A 20,924-nucleotide genomic window follows, 5' to 3' on the forward strand; every position below is an offset into this window, starting at 1 on the left:
CCGATGGCAGCAGTTGAGGGGTTAGCCATGTACGATCAGGCAAGTCGCGACGCCAGTGATCCTATCCGAATCGAAGACTATGCGTCATTGGTAAAGCGTATCGCCTACCATCTGATGTTAAAAATGCCCGCCAGTGTACAAGTTGACGATCTTATTCAGGCCGGCATGATTGGTTTAATAGAAGCAGCCCAGAAATTTGACCCATCAAAAGGCGCGAGCTTTGAGACTTATGCGGGTATTCGTATTCGCGGTTCGATCATGGATGAAACCCGAAAAGGTGACTGGGTTCCACGTTCCGTTCATCGAAATGCGCGACGTGTCGCAGAGACGGTGCGCTATGTAGAGGCTCGGTTGGGGCGCACGGCGAGTGAAAAAGAGATAGCGGACGAACTAACAGTCAGTCTCGATGAATACCGAAATATCCTCCAAGACACCTCGAGCAGCAAGCTTTTCAGCTATGAAGAGTCGGCTGGTGATGATGACTCAATACTGGACGAGAAGCCCACATCCATTGGACTGGAGCCTCCCACAGACGCATTTGAGCGACAAGCACTAAAGCAATCGCTCGCGCAGGCGATAACCCAACTACCTGAAAGGGAACAATTGGTACTTTCTTTGTACTATGACGAGGAATTAAATCTCAAGGAAATAGGTCAAATCTTGGGTGTGAGCGAATCGCGGGTTTCTCAAATACACTCTCAGGCGGCCGCGCGGCTCAAAGCCAAGCTTTCCGGCTGGCATAGAGACGTCGATTAGACCAAACAGCAATAAAATGAACGATTTAATGACTAAAACTGGCTAGTAGTCATCCAGCTACTAGACTGAAAGTTGAATGGGGTCCAGCAGGTACGACGGAGGTTGCTTTGGACAAAAACATGAAAATTCTTATCGTTGATGACTTTTCAACAATGAGACGCATCATCAAAAACCTTTTACGTGATTTAGGCTTTAGCAACACGCAAGAGGCCGACGATGGTGCAACGGCACTTCCCATGTTGAAATCAGGCGATTTCGATTTTTTAGTCACTGACTGGAATATGCCTGGCATGACTGGGATTGAGTTGCTCAAACACGTTCGTGCTGATGAGCGCCTAGCGGCGCTGCCGGTATTGATGGTAACAGCTGAGGCCAAAAGAGATCAGATTATTGAGGCGGCTCAAGCTGGGGTGAGCGGCTATGTGGTCAAGCCTTTTACTGCCCAAGTACTCAAAGAAAAAATCGATAAGATTTTTGAGCGCGTTGGATAAATTTTAAGCAGTGACAAAGGCAGCCATGAATAACGAATCTGATGATCTGGGCAACCAAGAGTTTGTAACAGAGCTGCGGGATTGCGCCAAACTCCTGATCGAGAAACTGGAAGGCGACAATTACGAAGACGCATCGAAGTTAATCGAACAAATCATAGAAAGCCGGGATCGGCATCTGTTTAACCGAGTCGGCAAGCTTACCCGTGGCTTGCACACGGCGATTCGAAATTTTAATGTTGATGCTCCTGTGTCTGAGGCCGATAGCCTCACGGATGCCACTGATCGACTAAATTATGTCTTAAAATTAACCCAAGATGCCGCCGACAAAACCATGGACAAGGTCGAGGCGTCTGCCCCTATCGCCATGGACCTTGGCCGCGAAGCAAATTCCCTGAAATTACAATGGCAAGCCCTGATTCGCCGCGAACTCAGTGCGGAGGATTTTAGAGAGCTCTATAAGCGCATGGATCAGTTTCTCGATCAAATGGAAACCGGCGCGGGCATACTGAATGCCAACCTTCAAGATATTATTTTAGAGCAAGGTTATCAGGATTTAACGGGGCAGGTTCTTAAAAAGGTCATCGGTTTAGTGTCAGATGTAGAAACTAGTCTGGTTGATTTAATGCGGCTCGCTGGTCAAGTAGAAGAAATTACAGGAATTCAAATGCCCGCCGATAACCAAATGGCGGCAGGTAAAGATACTGCTGGAGAAGGGCCACAAATTCACGCGGATAAGCGCGTCGACGTGGTTTCGGGCCAGGACGATGTCGACGACTTGCTTTCAAGTCTCGGATTCTGAGTTTAAACCTTTGCTAGTTAAGGAGCGCTGAATGGGCTTTGGCGATGACGACGATATCTTACAAGACTTCCTAGTGGAAGCAGGAGAGATATTGGAAAAATTGTCGGAACAGCTCGTAGAATTAGAGCGCCAACCTGACGATAAAGATTTATTAAACGCCATTTTTCGGGGATTTCACACTGTTAAAGGTGGTGCTGGCTTTTTGCAATTGGGCGCAATGGTCGATTGCTGTCATATTACCGAAAACTTGTTTGATATTTTGCGCACCGGCAAACGCTCGGTCACTTCTGAGCTCATGGATGTTGTACTGCAAGCACTCGACGCGGTAAATCTGCAGTTCGATGAAGTTCAAAGCCGAGAACCCCTGACACCTGCAAGTGCTGAGCTTATACATCAGCTTGAGCGGTTGGTGAATCTTGAAGATCTAAATGATGCACCTACCACAGAAGCCGATGCCGAACCTTCCCCTGAACCGGAGGGGTCGGAAACTTCCGCGCTGGAAGTCGGTAAAGAAGGCGACATAACCGATTCAGAATTTAACGATCTGCTAGATGCCATTAACCCGCCCGAGGCGAATTCTGTTGACGCCAAGCCCGAATCGGATGAAATCACTGACGATGAATTTGAAGCCTTATTGGACCAGCTTCACGGTCAAGGCAAGGGACCAGCCAAAGTTGCGACAACGCCTACTACTAAGCCAGCAAACAGCAACGATGAGAAAAAGGGCGCGGCTAGTACCTCTAGCGCAACAAGTAGTAATGAAATTACCGAAGACGAGTTTGACGATTTACTCGACCAACTCCATGGCAAGGGTAAAGGCCCTAGCGCCGTCGTAAAACCCATTACCTCACCAGCAGCGGCTACCGGCACCAGTGATCTAATTACTGATGATGAGTTCGAAGCGCTTTTAGATGAGTTGCACGGTAAAGGTAAAGGACCGGTGGTTGCACCCAAAGCCGAGGCGCCAAAATCGCCACCAGCGGCCAGTAAAATACCGCCAGCGGCTTCAACGCCAAAACCTGCCGCAAGTCCGTCTGCGAGCGCCGCTGCTAAACCAGCAGCGACCAAAGCGCCCGCACCTACGCCAGCAGCGCCTGCACCTGCAAGAGATGCAACACCGGCACCTGGCGCTGAAACCACCGTGAGAGTCGATACTCAGCGCCTAGATGACATCATGAATATGGTGGGTGAATTGGTGTTAGTGCGAAACCGCCTTGTTCGCCTCGGCCACAACACGAACGATGAAGCCCTTACTAAAGCGGTGAGTAATTTGGATGTGGTTACCGCTGACTTACAAACGTCAGTTATGAAAACGCGCATGCAGCCCATAAAGAAAGTGTTCGGTCGCTTTCCCCGCGTTGTTCGAGACCTTGCTAGAACATTGAAGAAGGATATTAACCTTGAACTTCAAGGTGAAGAGACGGATCTAGATAAAAATTTAGTAGAAGCTTTGGCAGACCCACTTGTTCACTTGGTGAGAAACTCAGTAGACCACGGCATTGAATTGCCCGACGTTCGTGAAAGCAAGGGTAAATCTCGAACCGGTAAAGTTATTCTGGCCGCAGAGCAAGAGGGCGACCATATCCTCCTATCCATCACCGATGATGGCGGTGGCATGGACCCAGAAAAGCTACGGGAGAAAGCTGTCGAGAAAGGTATTCTTGATGAGGATGCGGCGCAACGTCTATCCGACGTAGAAGCTTTCGCACTGATTTTTGCCCCGGGATTTTCTACAAAAACAGAAATATCCGATGTTTCTGGCCGCGGCGTCGGCATGGATGTCGTTAAAACAAAGATCACCCAGCTTAATGGGTCTATCGAGATACAATCGAAGCTCAATGAAGGTACCCGAATTATTATTAAGGTGCCGCTGACATTGGCAATTATGCCAACGCTCATGATTATGCTGGCTAACCAAACGTTTGCCTTACCGCTTGTCAGCGTCAACGAAATTTTTCATATGGACCTCACTCGAATCAATATCGTTGACGGCCAGGAGTGCGTGACAGTTCGAGAGAAGGCTGTGCCAGTATTCCACCTGAAGCGCTGGTTAGTAAAAGGGGGACGCGATGTGAAGCAACCCAAAGCTGCCCATGTCGTTATTGTTAATGTTGGTACGCAAAGAGTTGGCTTTGTTGTGGATCAGTTGATCGGCCAAGAAGAAGTTGTTATCAAGCCGCTTGGGAAAATGCTACAGGGTACACCGGGTATGGCGGGTGCAACCATTACAGGTGACGGCGGTATTGCGCTGATTCTAGATGTGCCGAGTATGTTGAAACGCTATGCAGGTCAAAAACGATAGTCAGCACTATTGGCGAATATTCATGCAGTTAACTATTGTGGAGATTTTTCATAGCACATTAACTTTTTTTTTACGGGAGCAATAGATGGTCATCAAGGTACTTATTGTTGATGACTCTAATTTCTTTCAGCAACGCCTGAAGGAGATGATCGGCTCTCATCCGCAGCTGCAGGTTGTTGGTATAGCGGCCAACGGGCGCGAAGCTATAGAAAAAGCCAAACAACTTAAACCTGACGTCATCACCATGGATTATGAAATGCCCATGATGGATGGCGTTAGTGCCGTAAAGTACATCATGCAAGACTGCCCAACCCCCATTTTAATGTTTTCCTCCTTAACCTACGAGGGCGCGCGCACTACCTTAGATGCCTTAGAAGCTGGTGCAGTAGATTTTCTAGCGAAAAATTTTTCCGAAGTTTCAAAAAACTCTGAAATACTAAAAGCCAAGCTGCATCAAAAAATTATTGCCATCGCTAAACCTAGGGGAGAGGCCGTTGTAAAATCGTCAGCAACGAATAAGCCAGCTGAACCGATAGTTACTAGTGAGCCACTCAAAGACAACATAAAACTTGTTGTGATTGGGGCATCCACCGGCGGCCCTTTGGCAATATCAGAAGTGATCAGGCAGCTACCGAAAAACTTTCCAGTGCCTATCATTTTGGTGCTTCACATGCCGGAAAACTTTACCCGCGCCTACGCGGACCGCCTGGATAAACAAAGCGCGCTATCGGTTCGGGAAGCTGCGTCTGGCGATACCCTAAAGCCGGGTAGGGTGTATCTAGCCCCAGGTGGACGACAATTAATGCTCGACCCAAACGTAAAAAACATCCAAATTATTCCTGGTGATGATCGTGTGAACTACCGCCCTTGTGTTGATATTTCCCTCGCCAGCGCTGCCAAATGCTTTGGACATCAGGTATTGGCAATCGTCTTGACTGGTATGGGGAGCGATGGCAAAGAAGGCGCTCGTCTGGTAAAAGCGCGGGCGGGAACGGTTTGGACCCAAGATGAAGCCAGTTGTGTGATCTACGGTATGCCACAAGCTATTGTGCGCGAGGGTTTATCTGATCGCACAGTTAAGCTATCAGAGATCAGCGATTTACTGGTTAAGGAGTTATAAAGTGGACTTCCTTACCTTGATTGGTGTTTTCATTGGTTTTGCTGCTCTGCTTGGCGGCAACATGTTAGAGGGCGGGAGCTGGAATAGTTTACTCAACGGTCCGGCTGCGCTTATTGTTATTGGTGGTACTGTTGGCGCTGCGCTCTTACAGACCCCTAAAGATCGCATTCGCCGTTCATTGTCATTATTGCCTTGGATTATTTCGCCGCCGCCGACCCCATTTAGCGACGGTGTAAAGCGCAGTGTCAAATGGGCTATGGCGGCAAGAAAAGAAGGCCTGCTTGGCCTAGAAACATTGTCTGAAACTGAGAAGGATTTGTTTGCTAGAAAAGGCTTGCAACTGCTTGTTGATGGCAGCGAACCAGAAGATATCCGCAGAGTTTTGGAAAACGATTTAATCATTATTGAAGGCCGAGATGTAGACGCAGTAAGATTTTACGAAAGCATGGGTGGTTACGCGCCTACCATTGGTATTTTAGGTGCGGTAATGGGCCTCATTTCCGTGATGCAGAATCTAGCTGATCCGTCCCAGCTTGGGCCGGGGATTGCCGTTGCTTTCGTTGCAACAATATACGGCGTTGCCTTTGCAAATCTATTACTCATTCCTATCGCAAATAAGCTCGCGATGTGCGTTCAGGAACAGAGCCGCTACCGAGAGCTTATTATTGAAGCTGTGGTAGCAATTGCCGAAGGTGAAAACCCGAAGGCCATTGAGATGAAACTCAATGGGTATATCCAGTAACTGACATGGCCAGGCGTCGATCGGCCCATTTAGCCGTAAATCACGAGCGCTGGTTAGTCTCTTATGCAGACTTTATTACCTTGCTTTTCGCCTTCTTTGTAGTGATGTATTCCGTTTCTCAAGTCTCCGAGACCAAATACCGAGTTTTATCTGATACTCTGGTAAGTACGTTTAAATTTCAATCGCAGACGCTGAATCCTATTCAGGTTGGGCAACCCAGTTTATCAAGTGACCCCTCAGTTATTGAGAATTCTCAACCTAAACTGGGTGAAGGTATGGGTGAGGGGGCTTTTGAAAAGCAAGCCGATCTACCACATATGGCTGAAAATTTATCCGAGTCCTTGGCTGACCTTATCAATAGAGATTTGGTGTCTATTAACAGCAACGAGTTTTGGTTAGAAATTGCATTAAACAGCAACGTATTATTCGGTTCAGCCAGTGCCACACCGAGTGCGGATGCAGAATTAATTTTCGCTGAGATTGCAAAACACCTCGCTATAGCGAACAACCCGATTCAGGTGGAGGGTTATACCGATAGCGAGCCGATTCAAACTAGCCTGTTCCCGAGTAATTGGGAACTATCCGCTGCCCGAGCCAGCGCAGTGGTAAAATTACTTGCGGCAAGTGGCGTCACGCCAGAGCGGCTATCGGCTGTTGGCTATGGAGAATTTCAACCTATTGCCGATAACACAACAGAAGCCGGACGCGCCCAAAATCGGCGTGTGGTCTTGATGGTAGCACGTGAAAAGCCAAATCGGCCGACTCGGTCAGTAGACAACCAAGATGTAAGCGGCATATTAGAGGCAGATACCTTTGTCGACGTGCCGGAATCGTTACAGCAACCCAGCGGGGAGCCTGCAGATCCGTTAATAGAATTTGGCGAGGCGCCTGTACTTGTGCCGACGCTGACCCAAGAGGGTGATAGCGAATCATCTGATGCACCGGGTCAGCCAAAGATAAATGGGTTGCGGGCGATCAAACTCGAGAGTGGTGGCCTACTCTTTACAAGCGATCCAGCGCGTGGGTCAGAGCAAACTGATGAGTAATCAAACAGCGTCAATTAAATGGCGAACACTTTTTTAAAAACGGGGTTGTGGTGGAAGTTTGGACCGTGGCGAATCAAAAAGGTGGGGTTGGTAAGACCACCAGCGCGATTACTTTGGCAGGCCTCGCAGCTGCCTCAGGAAAGCGTGTGCTATTGGTGGATATCGACCCACACGGCTCGCTATCCAGTTATTTTGGCAAAGATCCCGATCACCAAGCGCTAGGCTCTTACAGTTTATTTCAATACAAGGATAAATTGAGTCAAGAGTTTGTTCAGTCTCTTCTTCTTCCCACGCCCATGCCTAACGTCTCAATGATGCCGTCCTCAACCGCGCTTGCAACGCTTGAGCGTCAAGCTATCGGGAAGGATGGCTTGGGGCTAGTGCTTGGAAAAGCACTAGGGTTGATTTCATCTACTATTGACATCGCAATTATTGATAGCCCTCCGTTGCTTGGAATATTGCTTGTGAATGCCCTAGCGGCGTGCGACAAGCTTCTCATTCCAGTGCAAACAGAATTTCTTGCCCTCAAAGGCCTAGAGCGAATGACGCACACCTTGAAGATGATGTCGCGCTCACGCCCAAAGGCCATTGAGTATGCAATATTACCAACGATGTACGATCGCCGGACCCAAGCGTCTGTCTCCAGCTTAAGGCATTTGAGAAATCACTATGGCGAGTTGGTTTTTCCAGGACGGATACCGGTAGACACTAAATTTCGCGATGCGAGTAAAGTCGGGCAATTTCCCCATGTTTTTAGTGCAGAAAGTCACGGCGTCGACGCTTACCGCCAGTGTTTGAAATGGTTTCTAACGATCAAAGCGCCAAACCTTGAGCACGTGTCTTAATGATTAATAACCCAACAGACTCCGTGTGCGATTACCTTGCAGAGCTTTTATACGAAGAGACTCCCGAGCGCCCGGCAGACATAGCGGCATCTTCTGAGCCGGCAGAGGCGTTCAATAAGCCTGCGCCCGCGACCTTGGCGCAACCCAAGCCTAAACCTGTACAAGCTGTACAACAGCCATATGTAGACGCGCCGAGTTTCGATAAAGAGAAGCTAGCAAAGTTACTCAGCTCGGCGCCTTTGACCAGCCAGCCTAGCGCCGCCCCAGCGTCGGTTAAAGCCCCTAATTTGGCGGCACTGAAAGTCACCGCGGCTCCTCCACCGGCGCCAGCGCCAACAAGTGCTTTAGCGGCTGAGCCCGAGGCGCCAACCCCTCAAGCAATGCTGAAAGAAATCGCTTGGTGTGACAATGGTCGGCCAAACTGGGCACAGGAACGATTTGATGTGCTTCTTTTTAAGGTGCACGGTCTAACATTGGCCGTGCCGTTGATAGCACTTGGGCAAATTCAGCCGATCACCGAAGAGTTAACGCCAATATTCGGTCAGGCAAAATGGTTTATGGGGCTTCAACCCACCCCAATGGGCCAAATAAAAACCGTTAATACCGCGCTTTTCGTCATGCCAGAACGCTATGACCCAGCTTTCTTGCGTTCGGCAAAATACGTGATATCCATTGATGGCCTCAGTTGGGGCTTAGCCGTTGACTCAGTTCAGCAGCCGAGAACCTTAGACCCTGACGATGTTAAGTGGCGGCAGGGGCGAGGGTTGCGGCCATGGTTGGCAGGAACCGTTAAAGAGCACATGTGTGCACTCATTGATATCCCAAATATGGGGGTTATTTTGGCGTCTTCAGACAAGAATACCAAGAAATCGTAACGTGCTTGAACGGTATATTTGCAACGCACTGGCATAGAAGCTGCTTTAATCTATATTAAAGAGGCTGCCGTTAACAATTTGACGCTGCTCGTCGAGGAACTTTGAACATGGCTACTAGCTCTGCAAAAAACAAATCTAGCGATGACCCAATCCTGCAGTGGGTTACCTTTAAGCTGGCGGGCGAGACTTACGGCATTAACGTCATGCAGGTACAAGAAGTCTTACGTTATTCCGAAATTGCCCCGGTACCTGGAGCACCGTCTTATGTACTGGGCATTATCAATCTCAGGGGTAATGTCGTTACTGTGATTGATACCCGGCATAGGTTTGGTTTGGAGTCGGGCGAAATTAACGATAACACCCGCATTGTGATTATTGAAGCGGATAACCACGTGGTCGGCATATTAGTCGATAGCGTTGCCGAAGTTGTGTATTTGCGGCAGTCTGAAATTGAAACCGCACCTAATGTCGGCAATGACGAGTCGGCAAAGTTTATTCAGGGCGTCTGCCATAAGAATAGCGAACTGCTCATTCTCATCGAGTTAAACAAGTTGTTATCCGGTGAAGAGTGGGCTGATGTGGAAAATGTGTAGAGAGGGGACGGATAGATGGAGCAGCTAGTTACACAATTTTCATCACTTGAAGTAATTCTCGTGGGCGTAGTTGCCATGAGTTGGATTGCCATCGCACTTGCCATGACCAGCGTTGCTAAGGTTAGACGCCAAGAAATTTTGGTGCGCGAAGGTTTAGAAGATCTAAGAAGGGCAATTCATACCAGTAACAGTGGCCTTGTAGGCATGGGGCGTAAACTACTATCGATCGAAAAGAATGTGGCTGTAAAAAATGCAGGAAAGACGACAGCCAAGCACGCCAAAACTGCCGCTTCAGATACTCACTACACTATCCCTAAGGCTGAATCTCGGTATGCACAAGCGGCTAACATGGTCAATCAAGGCTTGTCGGTCGCTCAAGTCGCCGCGGCAACGGGTATGTCCCAAGCTGAAGTAAATTTGCTGGCTATGCTGCAAAGGCCGGCGGTTGAAACGGTTAATTAAGCGTGAACAAGATCTGCTTGCTCACAGTGAGTTTTTTACTCTGCTCATGTCACGCTGTCGATATACGTGAAACCCATAGCCATCAGTATCAAAATCAACCCTTACCCGACAATATATGGAACTCTATTGACGTTGGAGTCACTAACGCTCAGTGGTTGCTTCAACATATAGGTTCTCCCTCATCGATTGATAAACGTGCCGGCGAGCAGGTCTTTACCTATCGCTATGAAGAACAAGTCAAGAAACAAACGTCGGTTTTTCTGTTCTACCAAAAACAAACGGTAGCAACCACGGAAAGGATTCATTCCGTGGTAGTGAAGAATAATATCGTTGTGGCGCATAGTGACATTACACCTAAGCCTGCAGTCTCTCAATCGAGCCAGAGTCCAGTGGCTAGCGATAATGATGCGGCGGAGCAAAGTAATGAGCTCGATAGTTCAGCAATTTCAGACACCCAGCAGACTCAGGGCGCCAGCACTGAGCCCCCCTCAGCAGTGATACCTAAGTCATTAGATCGAGATTTATGAATCTCTAAATTCAGTTGTATTGAATTGTTTGCCGCTAATGCCTTCTGAATCCTTACCCATGAAATACAAATAACTGGGCATAAGCGCGTCAGGGGTTTTAACGGAGCCGGGGTTTTCCGCCGGATAGGCTTTGGCGCGCATGGGTGTGCGCGTACCGCCAGGGTTAATGCTGTTAATACGCACGCGGCTAGTGCCATCTTCCTCATCGGCGAGTGTTTGCATTAAATTTTCTGCGGCTGCTTTACTGGCAGCGTAGGCGCCCCAGTAGGCTCGACCTTTGTAGCCGACACTAGACCCCGTAAACAGTACACTCGCACCCTCTGACTTTCGCAATAAGGGAAGCAAGGCTTTCGTCATCATAAAGGGACTGTGTACGTTAACTTGGAAGAGGCGCATCCATACATCTGCCGCATAATTTTCAATCGGGGTTCTATCGCCTAATTCTGCCGCGTTGTAAAGAATGCCGTCGACTAGCCCAAACTCTTCGTTCAAGCGGTCGCACATGTCGTTGTAATCTTTCTCGCTCGCACCTTCAAAGTTTATAGGATAAATAGCAGGTTCGGGCAATGTCTCAGAAACAATCAGATCATAGGTTTTTTCTAGTTTAGAAATAGTCCTACCCAAAAGTACTACTGTCGCACCATGGCGAGCAAAGGTTACTGCTGCCGTTTTTCCTATCCCGTCACCGGCGCCGGTCACAAGAATTATTTTGTCTTTTAGCAGCTGGCTGGGGGCTTGATATTCATTGATATTCATAATCTTTTATCCTAAAACTGCTTGGCTATTCCAGTGAATGTATAAATGAATTCCGCTAACTCTGTAGAATCCGTGGCGATCTTGTCTGCAAACCATTGCGATGGGCATTCGCCCTCTGACAGATAACCATAACCCGCAGCGATGCTAAACATGCCCGCACCCTTTGCGGCAATAATATCGCGCTCGTGGTCTCCGACATAACCTAGGTGATTTGCAGGTAAACTAAACGCGTCAGCGGCTTTGTGTAACATCATCGCGTCTGGTTTTGGCTTTTCAACATCATCGCCGCAGATTAATACCGTCGGCTGTGCCGGCAGAAACGCTAGATATCGTTCAGCGTATTTGCGCGGTTTATTGGTCGCAATACCCCAGGGATGATTTTCGTGGTCAAACTGTCTTAACAGTTTATCTAGCCCTTTATATAACTGGCTATATCGACCAATATTTTGGGTGTATTGATCGAGAAAGCTCTGCTTGAGCAGATTGAAATTTTGGTCTGCCTCGCGAGCTGAAAATGCAATTTGAGTCATGGCTGCGGCGCCCAAATTGACCATGGGTAATATCTCACTCAACCCAAGCGGCGGCATATGGAGGCCTGCCCGTATCTCATTGATGGTTGCCTCGAAGTCTGGCGCCGTATCGATGAGAGTTCCATCAAGATCGAATAGAAAAACCTTCTTAGCCATGGGGTTTTACTGCATGTACGATATAGTTTACGGACACATCGTTTGAATCAAGTTTATATTTTTTCGTTACCGGGTTGTAAGCTAAACCAACTATGTCCTGCGCTTCGATGTTGGCAGACCGCATCCACTGAGAAAGCTCAGACGGGCGAATGAATTTTTTATAGTCATGGGTGCCTTTTGGTAGCAACTGTAAAAGGTATTCAGCACCCAGTATGGCAAAGGCATAACTTTTTATATTTCGATTTAATGTGGAAAAAAATAAATGCCCACCAGGTTTTGTCATGGCAGCGCAGGCTTTTATGACAGAGCTTGGATCGGGTACGTGCTCTAGCATTTCAAGGCAGGTGACAATTTCAAATTGCTGTTGGTTTTCATCGGCAAAGGCTTCGGCGGTGGTTTGGTTATATTGAATAGTCAATTCTGATTCGAGGGCATGTAATCGTGCGATTTGCAGCGGGGCTTCACCCATGTCGATGCCGGTAACTATGGCGCCACGCTGCGCCATTGCTTCGCACAGTAGGCCGCCACCGCAGCCAACATCGAGCAATTTTTTCCCCGCAACGCTGGATTTTAAATCAATGTAATTGGCCCGGAGCGGGTTGATATCATGGAGTGGTTTAAATTCACTACTTGGGTCCCACCAGCGCGCAGCGAGCGCTTCAAATTTCGCGACTTCTGCATTGTCTACATTTGTATTCATCGGGTTTTACCTAATCCCATTAAGCAAGAGCTAGTTTTTTCTAGAATTTATTGGCAATTTTAGTTTGCCAAGCCTGAGTGCTTTCTATTATGGCTGCTTGATCGAGCGTTTTAAGCGATCTATTCTCCACCAGTAGTCGACCGTCTACCCATACGTGGCTAATAGCCTGCGCGCAGTCGGTGTAGACAAGATGCGATACTGGGTCATAGACTGGCGCGTCGAGACCGTCTATTTTAAGTGCGGCCAAATCTGCGCGTTTACCAATTTCTATACTGCCAATCTTATCCTCTAAGCCCAGTGCTTTGGCACCATTTATCGTGGCCATGCTGAGTATGTCGTGGGCCGAGAGTGCATCGGCACGTCCAGCTGCCACCTTGCCAATCAATGCTGCGGTTTTCATTTCGCCGATCATGTTGAGGTCATTATTACTTGCCGCGCCATCGGTACCCAGCGCGATATTGATACCTGCTCGTTGAACTTTGTCGCTGGGACAGATACCGCCGGCTAATTTCATATTACTTTCAGGGCAGTGGATCACATGACACTGATAGTCGGCGAGTAGTTGTAGGTCGCGCTCAGTGATCTGTGTCATATGAACACACTGGGTTTTCGGCCCAAGTATTCCGAGTTTGGCTAAACGCTCTATTGGCCTCATACCGTAACTGGCGAGGCTAGTTTCAACTTCCTCCGAGGTTTCATGCAGGTGTATTTGAATGCAGGCGTCTAATTCAGAGGCGAGGACGGCAACCCGCTCAAGATGCTCGTCTGAAACGGTGTAGGGCGCGTGAGGGCCAAAAGCCACCGAGATCTTAGCGTGGTTTCGCATTTCATCGTGAAGCTTTAGGCCTTTACTGAAGTATTCGTCCACACTCGTCGTACCCGGCGTGGGGAAATCCAGCACAGGAAAGCAAAGTTGTGCCCGCATACCCGATGCGTGCACAACTTTTGCGGCGGCTTCGGGATAAAAATACATGTCTGAGAAACAGGTTGTACCACTGAGCAGCATTTCAGCCATTGCCCGCTCTGTACCTTGGCTGACGAAGTCAAAGGATACGTGCTGGGCTTCCGCTGGCCATATATGCTGCTCTAGCCAGTGTTTCAGCGGCTGGTCATCGGCGTAGCCTTTCAGCAAGGTCATCGCGGCGTGGCCATGACTGTTTATCAGACCGGGGAACAGGAGATGCTCGGGTAGCTCATAATGCTTGATGGGCTGATAGCGCTGGGTAGCAACCTTGGCGGTGCATATATCAATGATCACGCCCTCGTGCACGGCGATAGCACAGGCTTCTAACAGCTTACCTTGGGGTATGACGGGTGCAATCCACCGCGGCTGTATCAAACAATCTATGGTTTTCATGAGTATCGAAAGCTCCAGCAGTCTTGAGTGATCAAAAAACGATCCATTCGGCGTAAAAAGTGTGCAAATTTAAGCGCTTTACGGCCTTTTGCTCAGCAGTATAACGTCGAACGGCGATGGGAAGCAGAGGGCGTGCCTATGTTATTGAAAATATGGTAATATCCGGCGCCTATAACTACCTCTTCGCGCGCCTATCAAGGCCGAGATGGGGCAGCCTAGTCAGATATGATTGTGGGGTTTTTACCTCGGGTTAAAACAACAAAAAGGAAAGCTGTATTCCATGGGTGAATTAGCCAAAGAAATTTTACCTGTCAACATCGAAGACGAGTTGAAGCAATCTTATTTAGATTACGCCATGAGCGTTATCGTTGGGCGGGCCTTACCCGATGTAAGAGATGGCCTTAAGCCTGTTCATAGGCGCGTACTTTTCGCCATGAGCGAATTGAATAACGACTGGAATAAAGCTTACAAAAAATCCGCACGTGTTGTGGGTGATGTCATCGGTAAATACCACCCGCATGGTGATTCAGCTGTGTACGATACCATCGTACGTATGGCGCAGCCCTTTAGCCTTCGTTATATGTTGGTAGACGGCCAAGGCAACTTCGGTTCTGTCGATGGCGACTCCGCGGCGGCGATGCGTTATACCGAAATTCGCATGGCAAAAATTGCCCACGACTTACTCGCCGATCTAGATAAAGAAACGGTCGACTATGTGCCCAACTACGACGGCACAGAATTAATACCGGCAGTATTGCCAACCCGAATCCCCAACTTATTGGTTAACGGCTCATCGGGTATTGCTGTGGGTATGGCCACAAATATCCCGCCTCACAACCTGACTGAGGTGGTGAAGGGCTGCTTGGCTTTGATAGACAATGAAGATATTACCGTCGATGAATTGATGGAATACATTCCTGGCCCAGATTTTCCAACCGCCGGTATTATTAATGGCCGAGCCGGCATCATTGAAGCCTATCGCACCGGTCGAGGCCGCATCTATATCCGTTCACGCGCCGTAGTGGAAATTGATCCGAAGAATAATCGCGAGCGCATCGTTATTTCGGAAATTCCCTATCAGGTTAACAAAGCCCGTTTAATCGAAAAAATTGCCGAGCTGGTAAAAGATAAAAAAATCGAAGGCATCAGCGAATTACGCGATGAATCTGACAAAGATGGTTTGCGTGTAGTCATTGAGCTGAAGCGTGGCGAAGTGGGGGAGGTCATCCTCAACAACCTCTACGCACAAACGCAATTAGAGAACGTTTTTGGTATTAACGTCGTTGCGCTAGTCGATGGCCAGCCGAAAATATTGAACTTGAAAGAAATGCTTTCGCATTTTGTGCGACATAGGCGCGAAGTTGTTACCCGTCGCACTGTCTATCTCTTGCGCAAAGCGCGTGAGCGCGGTCATTTGCTCGAAGGTTTAGCGGTTGCCATTGCCAATATCGATGTGGTGATTGAACTCATTAAGTCATCTGCTACACCAGCAGACGCGAAAGAGGCGCTGTTATCCCGCGGATGGGAATCTGGCAACATTAGCCAGTTTTTAGAGCGCGCAGGCAGTGATGCCTGTCGCCCCGATGGGTTGCCCGAACAATTTGGCATGCGTGAAAACAAATATTATCTGTCGCCAGAACAGGCTCAGGCAATTTTGGAATTGCGTCTGCACCGCTTAACCGGCATGGAGCACGATAAGTTACTGGCCGAGTACCAAGAAAAGTTAGAGCAAATTGCGGGCTACCTCGAAATCTTAGGCTCGTCAGACGTCTTAATGGCGGTTATTCGCGCTGAACTTGAGCAGGTTATCGTAGATTTTGGCGACCAGCGTCGCTCAGAAATTGTCACCTCACGTCGCGACCTAACCATCGAAGACCTCATTACCGAAGAAGATCGCGTGGTCACGATTTCACACGGTGGTTATGCTAAGAGCCAACCATTGAGTGATTACCAAGCGCAGAAGCGCGGCGGACAAGGTCGCTCAGCAACCGCCGTTAAAGATGAGGACTTCGTTGAGCATTTGCTGATCGCAAGTACCCATGCCACCGTCTTGTTGTTTACCAATGCCGGTAAAGTGTATTGGTTAAAAGTGTTCCAGATTCCTCTCGCAGGTCGTCAGGCGCGCGGTCGTCCAGTGGTGAATCTATTGCCGCTGGAAGAGGGCGAACGTATTACCTCTATTCTGCCCGTGCAAGAATATGACGACAATCACTACATCTTTATGGCAACCGAGAATGGCACCGTTAAGAAAACCGTGCTGTCGCAGTTTGCTCGTCCACGCAGTGTCGGCTTGCGTGCAATTGAATTAGATGAAGGTGATCAGCTGGTGGAAACCGCCATTACCGATGGCAACTGCGACATTTTATTACTCGCCAGTAGCGGCAAGGCAGCGCGATTTAAAGAGTCAGATGTTCGCGCCATGGGTCGTACTTCAAGAGGTGTGCGTGGTATTCGCTTACACGAAGGCCAATCGGTTGTTGGCATGATCGTGCCTCAAGAGGCGGGCTACGTACTAACGGTGAGCGAAAACGGTTACGGCAAGCGCACAGAAGTTGCTGAATTCCCGACCAAGGGCCGCGGCACCCAAGGCGTTATTGCCATGTCTACCAGTGACCGAAATGGCGAATTAGTCGGCGCAGTGCAAGTTCTTGCCGGTGAAGAAATCATGTTGATCTCTGATCAAGGCACGATGGTGCGCACCCGTGTCGACGAGGTATCTGTGCTAAGCCGCAACACCCAAGGTGTTCGCCTGATTAAAGTTAAAGACGGCGAACAATTGGTCGGTGTTGAGCGCATTGAAGAGTCCGAGGAAGAGGACGAGCTAGAGGGTCAAGGTGAGGATTAACCTCACCTGATGTATGAACGAGAATTCACATGAGCACAGACGAAAACACAAACGATAAAACGGCCTTAGAGCCGTTAATCGCTTTGAGAAACCGCATAGATTCAATTGACGCACAAATCGGCGAACTCATCAGTGAGCGAGCCCGTTGTGCGCAGTTCGTTGCCGAAGTAAAAAAGGCCTCGGGTGAGCCGCAAGTTACCTACTATCGGCCCGAGCGCGAAGCACAGGTTTTACGCCGAGCGATGGAGCGCAACACCGGGCCCTTGGGCGATGAAGAAATGGCACGCCTTTTTCGCGAGATTATGTCTGCCTGCCTAGCCTTGGAAGAGCCGATAAAAGTTGCCTTTTTGGGGCCGGAAGGTACGTTTACGCAACAAGCGTCTTTAAAGCATTTTGGTAGCAGCGCCGTTACTCGCCCCATGTCGGTGATTGACGAAGTATTTAGAGAAGTGGAGGCCGGCGCCGTTAACTATGGTGTGGTGCCGGTAGAGAACTCTACCGAAGGTGTGGTAACCCATACGCTCGACAACTTCATCGGTTCAAATTTAAAAATTTGTGGCGAGGTCGAACTGCGTATTCATCATCATCTGATGGTGTCTGATGTTACCCATACAGAAGCTATTACTCGCATATATTCCCACTCACAATCCTTGGCACAGTGCCGTAAATGGTTGGATGCCCATTACCCCAAAGCTGAGCGCATTGCCGTTAACTCAAATGCTGAAGCCGCTAAGCGTATTAAAGGTGAATGGAATGCCGCTGCTATTGCTGGCGAAATGGCAGCACAGCTGTACGGATTGAAAATCCTTTCAGAAAAAATAGAAGATGAGCCGGATAATTCGACGCGGTTTTTAATTATCGGCACCGAGCAAGTACCACCTAGCGGCGAAGACAAAACCTCCATTGTCGCGTCAGTTAAAAATTCACCTGGCGCACTGCATGAATTACTCGAACCCTTTCAGCGTCACAAAGTTGACCTAACGCGGGTCGAAACACGACCTTCGCGCTCTGGCGCATGGACCTATGTGTTTTTTATCGATTTCAAAGGCCATATTGACAACGAGCGAGTGAAACTGGCATTAGCCGATGTCGCAGAACGCGTGTCAGATCTTAAAATCTTGGGCTCTTACCCTAAGGGCGTATTGTAAGTGGCAAATAGTTTTTTAGTGTGGCACGAGCACAGCGTTAATCAACGCATGCATGCTGCTCAAAAGGGCCAGCAACCCTGTGTGATCTGGTTTACTGGCTTAAGTGGTTCCGGTAAATCTACCCTAGCAAATGCCCTTGAGTTAGCGCTTCTGGCTCGAAACAAACATAGCTATTTACTAGACGGCGATAACGTGCGCCTTGGCTTAACCTCTGATCTCGGCTTTTCCGACAGTGATCGCATCGAGAATATTCGCCGTATTGGTGAAGTATCCCGGCTGATGGTCGATGCCGGTTTAATCGTCATTAGTGCATTTATTTCGCCCTTCGCTGATGAGCGCGCTATCGCAAAATCTTTGTTGCCGAAAAGTCAGTTTTTTGAAGTGTTTATCGACGCCCCTTTGTCTGTGTGTGAAGCGCGTGATCCGAAAGGGCTGTATAAAAAAGCCAGGGCAGGGCAGATAAAACAATTCACCGGCATTGACTCTGTTTATGAGGCGCCCGAAGCCCCAGACTGCGTCATCAACACCGCCGAAGCCAGTGTCGAGTCTTGCATCGATAAGGTCATTAGCTTTTTGGAAGCCAAAGGTGTTCTGGCGCCCCCGAGGGAAGCGGATTAATGGTTGAGCAAAAAGCGGCGCCCATTATTGGGCGTTTAGTCGTTATAGGGGTAGGCTTAATTGGTGCTAGTTTAGCCGCAGCACTCAAACAGCGCGCTGCCTGCACGACGGTCATTGGCATCGCACGTCGGCAGGCGACTATTGACGAGGCTATTAAAGCAGGGGTGATCGATACCGGCGCCCTCTGTTTAAAAGATGTGGCACAACAACTCGTCAAAGGTGATTTGGTTTTTATCGCCGTGCCAACGTTAAGTGTCGACCAAGTCTTAATTGAATGCAGAGACTACTTGCACCCAGATGTGACCATAACCGACGGCGCCTCGGTAAAAGGCAGTGTGATTGCGGCAGCAAAACAGGTCTATGGTGAAGTTCCGCCACAGCTGATTCCTGGCCATCCTATTGCCGGGTCCGAAAAAAGCGGTGTGAGCGCAGCTAACCCAGCACTCTACGAAGATCATCGTATTATTTTAACGCCACTAGAAAATGCGGGCGCCAGTCATTTGTATTTAGTTGAAACTATGTGGCAAACAGTGGGCGGTGAAGTTATTCACATGCCCGTTGATGTGCATGATGACGTCTTGGCAACCACGAGCCATTTGCCACACGCCATCGCGTTTTCGTTAGTGGATACATTGGCGCACGATGCTGATAATGAAAATATATTTAAATATGCCGCCGGAGGGTTTCGAGATTTTACCCGTATAGCCTCCAGCGACCCCGTCATGTGGCACGACATCATGCGTGCCAATCAGGCCAGCGTGCTGAATGCTATCGATTTATTTACCGCAAACCTTTCACGATTAAGGTCTGCGGTAGCCGAAGATGACAGCGAGTACATGTTAGGTGTATTCACGCGGGCAAAAGAAGCAAGAGACCAATTTACTCGACTATTAACTAAGCAGGCGTTTGTTCCTAAAATGCAATCATCAAATATTGAATACATCATGCAACCCGGTGGTCAGGTTAAAGGCACCATTCGTGTACCTGGCGACAAATCTATTTCCCATCGCTCGATCATGCTCGGTTCTTTAGCGGAAGGCGTCACTGAAGTGGAAGGATTTTTGGAGGGTGAGGATGCGCTTGCAACCTTGCAAGCTTTCCGCGATATGGGTGTTGTTATTGAAGGTCCAGTAAACGGTAGAGTCAAGATTCATGGCGTAGGTCTACATGGTTTGAAAAAACCCGCGGCCCCTTTGTATGTGGGTAACTCCGGTACTTCCATGCGTTTACTCGCCGGCATTTTAAGCGGTCAACCGTTTGATTCTGTACTGACCGGTGATGAGTCTTTATCTAAGCGTCCGATGAACCGTGTTGTCAATCCGTTGAAGGCCATGGGTGCCCATATATCGGCCGAAGGTGAGAAGGGCTTACCACCGGTAATCATTAAAGGTGGCGCATCACTAAAGGCATTGGACTACACCTTGCCCATGGCTAGTGCACAGGTGAAATCTTGTGTGCTATTAGCGGGCCTTTATGCAGCAGGTGAAACGAAAGTCACTGAACCAGCCCCTACCCGTGATCACACAGAGCGCATGCTGCGCGGTTTTGGTTATCAGGTGCAAAGTCAGGGTGCGCAAGCCTCATTAACCAGCGGCGGCGCGCTAAAGGCTACAAAAATAGATGTGCCTGCGGATATCTCTTCGTCTGCATTCTTCTTGGTGGCTGCCTCTATCACACCTGATAGTGATCTTACCTTAACTCATGTCGGCATGAACCCAACGCGCGTTGGTGTTGTCAACATTCTAAAACAAATGGGCGCGGATATTGCAGTAAGCAATGAGAGAACCGTTGGCGGTGAGCCTGTAGCGGATTTGCGCGTTCGCTATGCGCCACTTAAAGGTATTGATATTCCCGAAGATCAAGTGCCTTTAGCCATAGATGAATTTCCTGTGCTGTTTGTAGCGGCTGCTTGCGCACAAGGGCAAACCGTTTTGCGCGGTGCAGAGGAGCTTCGAGTGAAAGAGAGCGATCGCATTCAAGTCATGGCGGATGGCTTGGTAACATTAGGGGTAGATGCAGTGCCAACTGATGATGGCATTATTATTCAAGGCGGTAAGATGGGTGGCGGTGTGGTCGAAAGTCACGGCGATCACCGTATCGCTATGGCCTTTGCCGTCGCATCACTGCGCGCTTCAGATAGCATCCGCATTCTTAATTGCGCAAACGTGGCCACGTCCTTTCCAAATTTCGCCGAATTGGCGAACGGTGTTGGCATGCAATTGCGTGTTGCTGACTAGTCGTATAGCTGAATGGCAC

The 20,924-nt window shown here is 48.9% G+C and carries 20 protein-coding genes; 16 read left to right on the forward strand and 4 right to left on the reverse strand.

Annotated features, from left to right (window positions below; genetic code table 11):
• The first annotated feature begins 3 nt into the window (after positions 1-3).
• The 12 genes from ACGHTT_RS09675 to ACGHTT_RS09730 all read left to right on the forward strand — a co-directional run bounded on the left by ACGHTT_RS09675 (position 4) and on the right by ACGHTT_RS09730 (position 10,558).
• Complete coding sequence (locus tag ACGHTT_RS09675; RefSeq protein ID WP_390594932.1) at positions 4-756, forward strand: RNA polymerase sigma factor FliA; 753 nt, start codon at positions 4-6, stop codon at positions 754-756.
• 107 nt (positions 757-863) lie between these two features.
• On the forward strand, positions 864-1,247 hold the full coding sequence (gene cheY, locus ACGHTT_RS09680; protein ID WP_290263354.1) for a chemotaxis response regulator CheY: 384 nt from the start codon (positions 864-866) through the stop codon (positions 1,245-1,247).
• Between the two features lie 25 nt (positions 1,248-1,272).
• Entirely contained in the window at positions 1,273-2,046 is a 774-nt protein-coding gene (locus tag ACGHTT_RS09685; protein ID WP_390594933.1) for a protein phosphatase CheZ, read from the forward strand.
• 31 nt (positions 2,047-2,077) lie between these two features.
• Entirely contained in the window at positions 2,078-4,348 is a 2,271-nt protein-coding gene (locus ACGHTT_RS09690; RefSeq protein WP_390594934.1) for a chemotaxis protein CheW, read from the forward strand.
• Between the two features lie 85 nt (positions 4,349-4,433).
• Positions 4,434-5,468, forward strand: a complete 1,035-nt coding sequence (locus ACGHTT_RS09695; RefSeq protein ID WP_390594935.1) for a chemotaxis response regulator protein-glutamate methylesterase — start codon at positions 4,434-4,436, stop codon at positions 5,466-5,468.
• A 1-nt stretch (position 5,469) separates the two neighbouring features.
• The gene (locus tag ACGHTT_RS09700) at positions 5,470-6,210 is read left to right on the forward strand and encodes a flagellar motor protein (protein ID WP_390594936.1); all 741 of its coding nucleotides are present in this window, start codon (positions 5,470-5,472) and stop codon (positions 6,208-6,210) included.
• A gap of 5 nt (positions 6,211-6,215) precedes the next feature.
• Positions 6,216-7,256, forward strand: a complete 1,041-nt coding sequence (gene motD / locus ACGHTT_RS09705) for a flagellar motor protein MotD (RefSeq protein ID WP_390594937.1) — start codon at positions 6,216-6,218, stop codon at positions 7,254-7,256.
• Positions 7,257-7,306: 50 nt separating this feature from the next.
• Positions 7,307-8,101 (forward strand): ParA family protein, encoded by a 795-nt coding sequence (locus ACGHTT_RS09710; RefSeq protein WP_390594938.1) that lies wholly within the window; start codon positions 7,307-7,309, stop codon positions 8,099-8,101.
• The gene (locus ACGHTT_RS09715) at positions 8,101-8,976 is read left to right on the forward strand and encodes a chemotaxis protein CheW (RefSeq protein WP_390594939.1); all 876 of its coding nucleotides are present in this window, start codon (positions 8,101-8,103) and stop codon (positions 8,974-8,976) included. Before ACGHTT_RS09710 ends, ACGHTT_RS09715 begins: the two co-directional genes overlap by 1 nt.
• 107 nt (positions 8,977-9,083) lie before the next feature.
• Positions 9,084-9,569: a chemotaxis protein CheW gene (locus ACGHTT_RS09720; RefSeq protein WP_290263369.1), complete on the forward strand. Its 486-nt coding sequence runs from the start codon at positions 9,084-9,086 to the stop codon at positions 9,567-9,569.
• Positions 9,570-9,584: 15 nt separating this feature from the next.
• Positions 9,585-10,031, forward strand: a complete 447-nt coding sequence (locus tag ACGHTT_RS09725) for a DUF2802 domain-containing protein (protein ID WP_390594940.1) — start codon at positions 9,585-9,587, stop codon at positions 10,029-10,031.
• Positions 10,032-10,033: 2 nt separating this feature from the next.
• Complete coding sequence (locus ACGHTT_RS09730) at positions 10,034-10,558, forward strand: hypothetical protein (RefSeq protein WP_390594941.1); 525 nt, start codon at positions 10,034-10,036, stop codon at positions 10,556-10,558.
• Here ACGHTT_RS09730 and ACGHTT_RS09735 read toward each other — a convergent pair.
• From ACGHTT_RS09735 to ACGHTT_RS09750, 4 genes are read right to left on the reverse strand one after another with little or no spacing between them, the layout of a single operon-like run.
• Complete coding sequence (locus tag ACGHTT_RS09735; protein WP_390594942.1) at positions 10,553-11,314, reverse strand: YciK family oxidoreductase; 762 nt, start codon at positions 11,312-11,314, stop codon at positions 10,553-10,555. The two genes, ACGHTT_RS09730 and ACGHTT_RS09735, sit on opposite strands and share 6 nt — an antisense overlap.
• Positions 11,315-11,325: 11 nt before the next feature.
• Positions 11,326-12,000 (reverse strand): HAD family hydrolase, encoded by a 675-nt coding sequence (locus ACGHTT_RS09740; protein ID WP_390594943.1) that lies wholly within the window; start codon positions 11,998-12,000, stop codon positions 11,326-11,328.
• Complete coding sequence (ubiG, locus tag ACGHTT_RS09745; RefSeq protein ID WP_390594944.1) at positions 11,993-12,700, reverse strand: bifunctional 2-polyprenyl-6-hydroxyphenol methylase/3-demethylubiquinol 3-O-methyltransferase UbiG; 708 nt, start codon at positions 12,698-12,700, stop codon at positions 11,993-11,995. The genes ACGHTT_RS09740 and ubiG overlap by 8 nt, the downstream gene beginning before the upstream one ends.
• Positions 12,701-12,740: 40 nt before the next feature.
• A complete protein-coding gene (locus tag ACGHTT_RS09750; protein WP_390594945.1) occupies positions 12,741-14,057 on the reverse strand; it encodes a TRZ/ATZ family hydrolase in 1,317 nt (438 codons plus the stop codon).
• Positions 14,058-14,337: 280 nt separating this feature from the next.
• On the opposite strand from ACGHTT_RS09750, the gene gyrA reads away from it, so the two are divergent.
• The 4 genes from gyrA to ACGHTT_RS09770 are packed head-to-tail and all read left to right on the forward strand — an operon-like array spanning position 14,338 to position 20,905.
• Entirely contained in the window at positions 14,338-16,902 is a 2,565-nt protein-coding gene (gyrA, locus tag ACGHTT_RS09755) for a DNA gyrase subunit A (protein ID WP_390594946.1), read from the forward strand.
• Positions 16,903-16,931: 29 nt separating this feature from the next.
• On the forward strand, positions 16,932-18,050 hold the full coding sequence (pheA, locus tag ACGHTT_RS09760) for a prephenate dehydratase (protein WP_390594947.1): 1,119 nt from the start codon (positions 16,932-16,934) through the stop codon (positions 18,048-18,050).
• On the forward strand, positions 18,051-18,668 hold the full coding sequence (cysC, locus tag ACGHTT_RS09765; RefSeq protein WP_390594948.1) for an adenylyl-sulfate kinase: 618 nt from the start codon (positions 18,051-18,053) through the stop codon (positions 18,666-18,668).
• Entirely contained in the window at positions 18,668-20,905 is a 2,238-nt protein-coding gene (locus ACGHTT_RS09770; protein WP_390594949.1) for a bifunctional prephenate dehydrogenase/3-phosphoshikimate 1-carboxyvinyltransferase, read from the forward strand. The genes cysC and ACGHTT_RS09770 overlap by 1 nt, the downstream gene beginning before the upstream one ends.
• Positions 20,906-20,924: the final 19 nt, after the last annotated feature.

Origin of the sequence: Simiduia litorea, from assembly GCF_042853465.1 — a bacterium.
Taxonomy (GTDB): domain Bacteria; phylum Pseudomonadota; class Gammaproteobacteria; order Pseudomonadales; family Cellvibrionaceae; genus Simiduia; species Simiduia litorea.

Bases quoted from the DNA above. Each gene is read 5' to 3' on its own strand.
- ACGHTT_RS09675 (WP_390594932.1), top strand. From the start codon at position 4: ATGGCAGCAGTTGAGGGGTTAGCCATGTACGATCAGGCAAGTCGCGAC.
- ACGHTT_RS09685 (WP_390594933.1), top strand. From the start codon at position 1,273: ATGAATAACGAATCTGATGATCTGGGCAACCAAGAGTTTGTAACAGAG.
- ACGHTT_RS09690 (WP_390594934.1), top strand. From the start codon at position 2,078: ATGGGCTTTGGCGATGACGACGATATCTTACAAGACTTCCTAGTGGAA.
- ACGHTT_RS09695 (WP_390594935.1), top strand. From the start codon at position 4,434: ATGGTCATCAAGGTACTTATTGTTGATGACTCTAATTTCTTTCAGCAA.
- motD (WP_390594937.1), top strand. From the start codon at position 6,216: ATGGCCAGGCGTCGATCGGCCCATTTAGCCGTAAATCACGAGCGCTGG.
- ACGHTT_RS09715 (WP_390594939.1), top strand. From the start codon at position 8,101: ATGATTAATAACCCAACAGACTCCGTGTGCGATTACCTTGCAGAGCTT.
- ACGHTT_RS09720 (WP_290263369.1), top strand. From the start codon at position 9,084: ATGGCTACTAGCTCTGCAAAAAACAAATCTAGCGATGACCCAATCCTG.
- ACGHTT_RS09725 (WP_390594940.1), top strand. From the start codon at position 9,585: ATGGAGCAGCTAGTTACACAATTTTCATCACTTGAAGTAATTCTCGTG.
- ACGHTT_RS09735 (WP_390594942.1), bottom strand. From the start codon at position 11,314: ATGAATATCAATGAATATCAAGCCCCCAGCCAGCTGCTAAAAGACAAA.
- ACGHTT_RS09740 (WP_390594943.1), bottom strand. From the start codon at position 12,000: ATGGCTAAGAAGGTTTTTCTATTCGATCTTGATGGAACTCTCATCGAT.
- ubiG (WP_390594944.1), bottom strand. From the start codon at position 12,700: ATGAATACAAATGTAGACAATGCAGAAGTCGCGAAATTTGAAGCGCTC.
- ACGHTT_RS09750 (WP_390594945.1), bottom strand. From the start codon at position 14,057: ATGAAAACCATAGATTGTTTGATACAGCCGCGGTGGATTGCACCCGTC.
- gyrA (WP_390594946.1), top strand. From the start codon at position 14,338: ATGGGTGAATTAGCCAAAGAAATTTTACCTGTCAACATCGAAGACGAG.
- pheA (WP_390594947.1), top strand. From the start codon at position 16,932: ATGAGCACAGACGAAAACACAAACGATAAAACGGCCTTAGAGCCGTTA.
- ACGHTT_RS09770 (WP_390594949.1), top strand. From the start codon at position 18,668: ATGGTTGAGCAAAAAGCGGCGCCCATTATTGGGCGTTTAGTCGTTATA.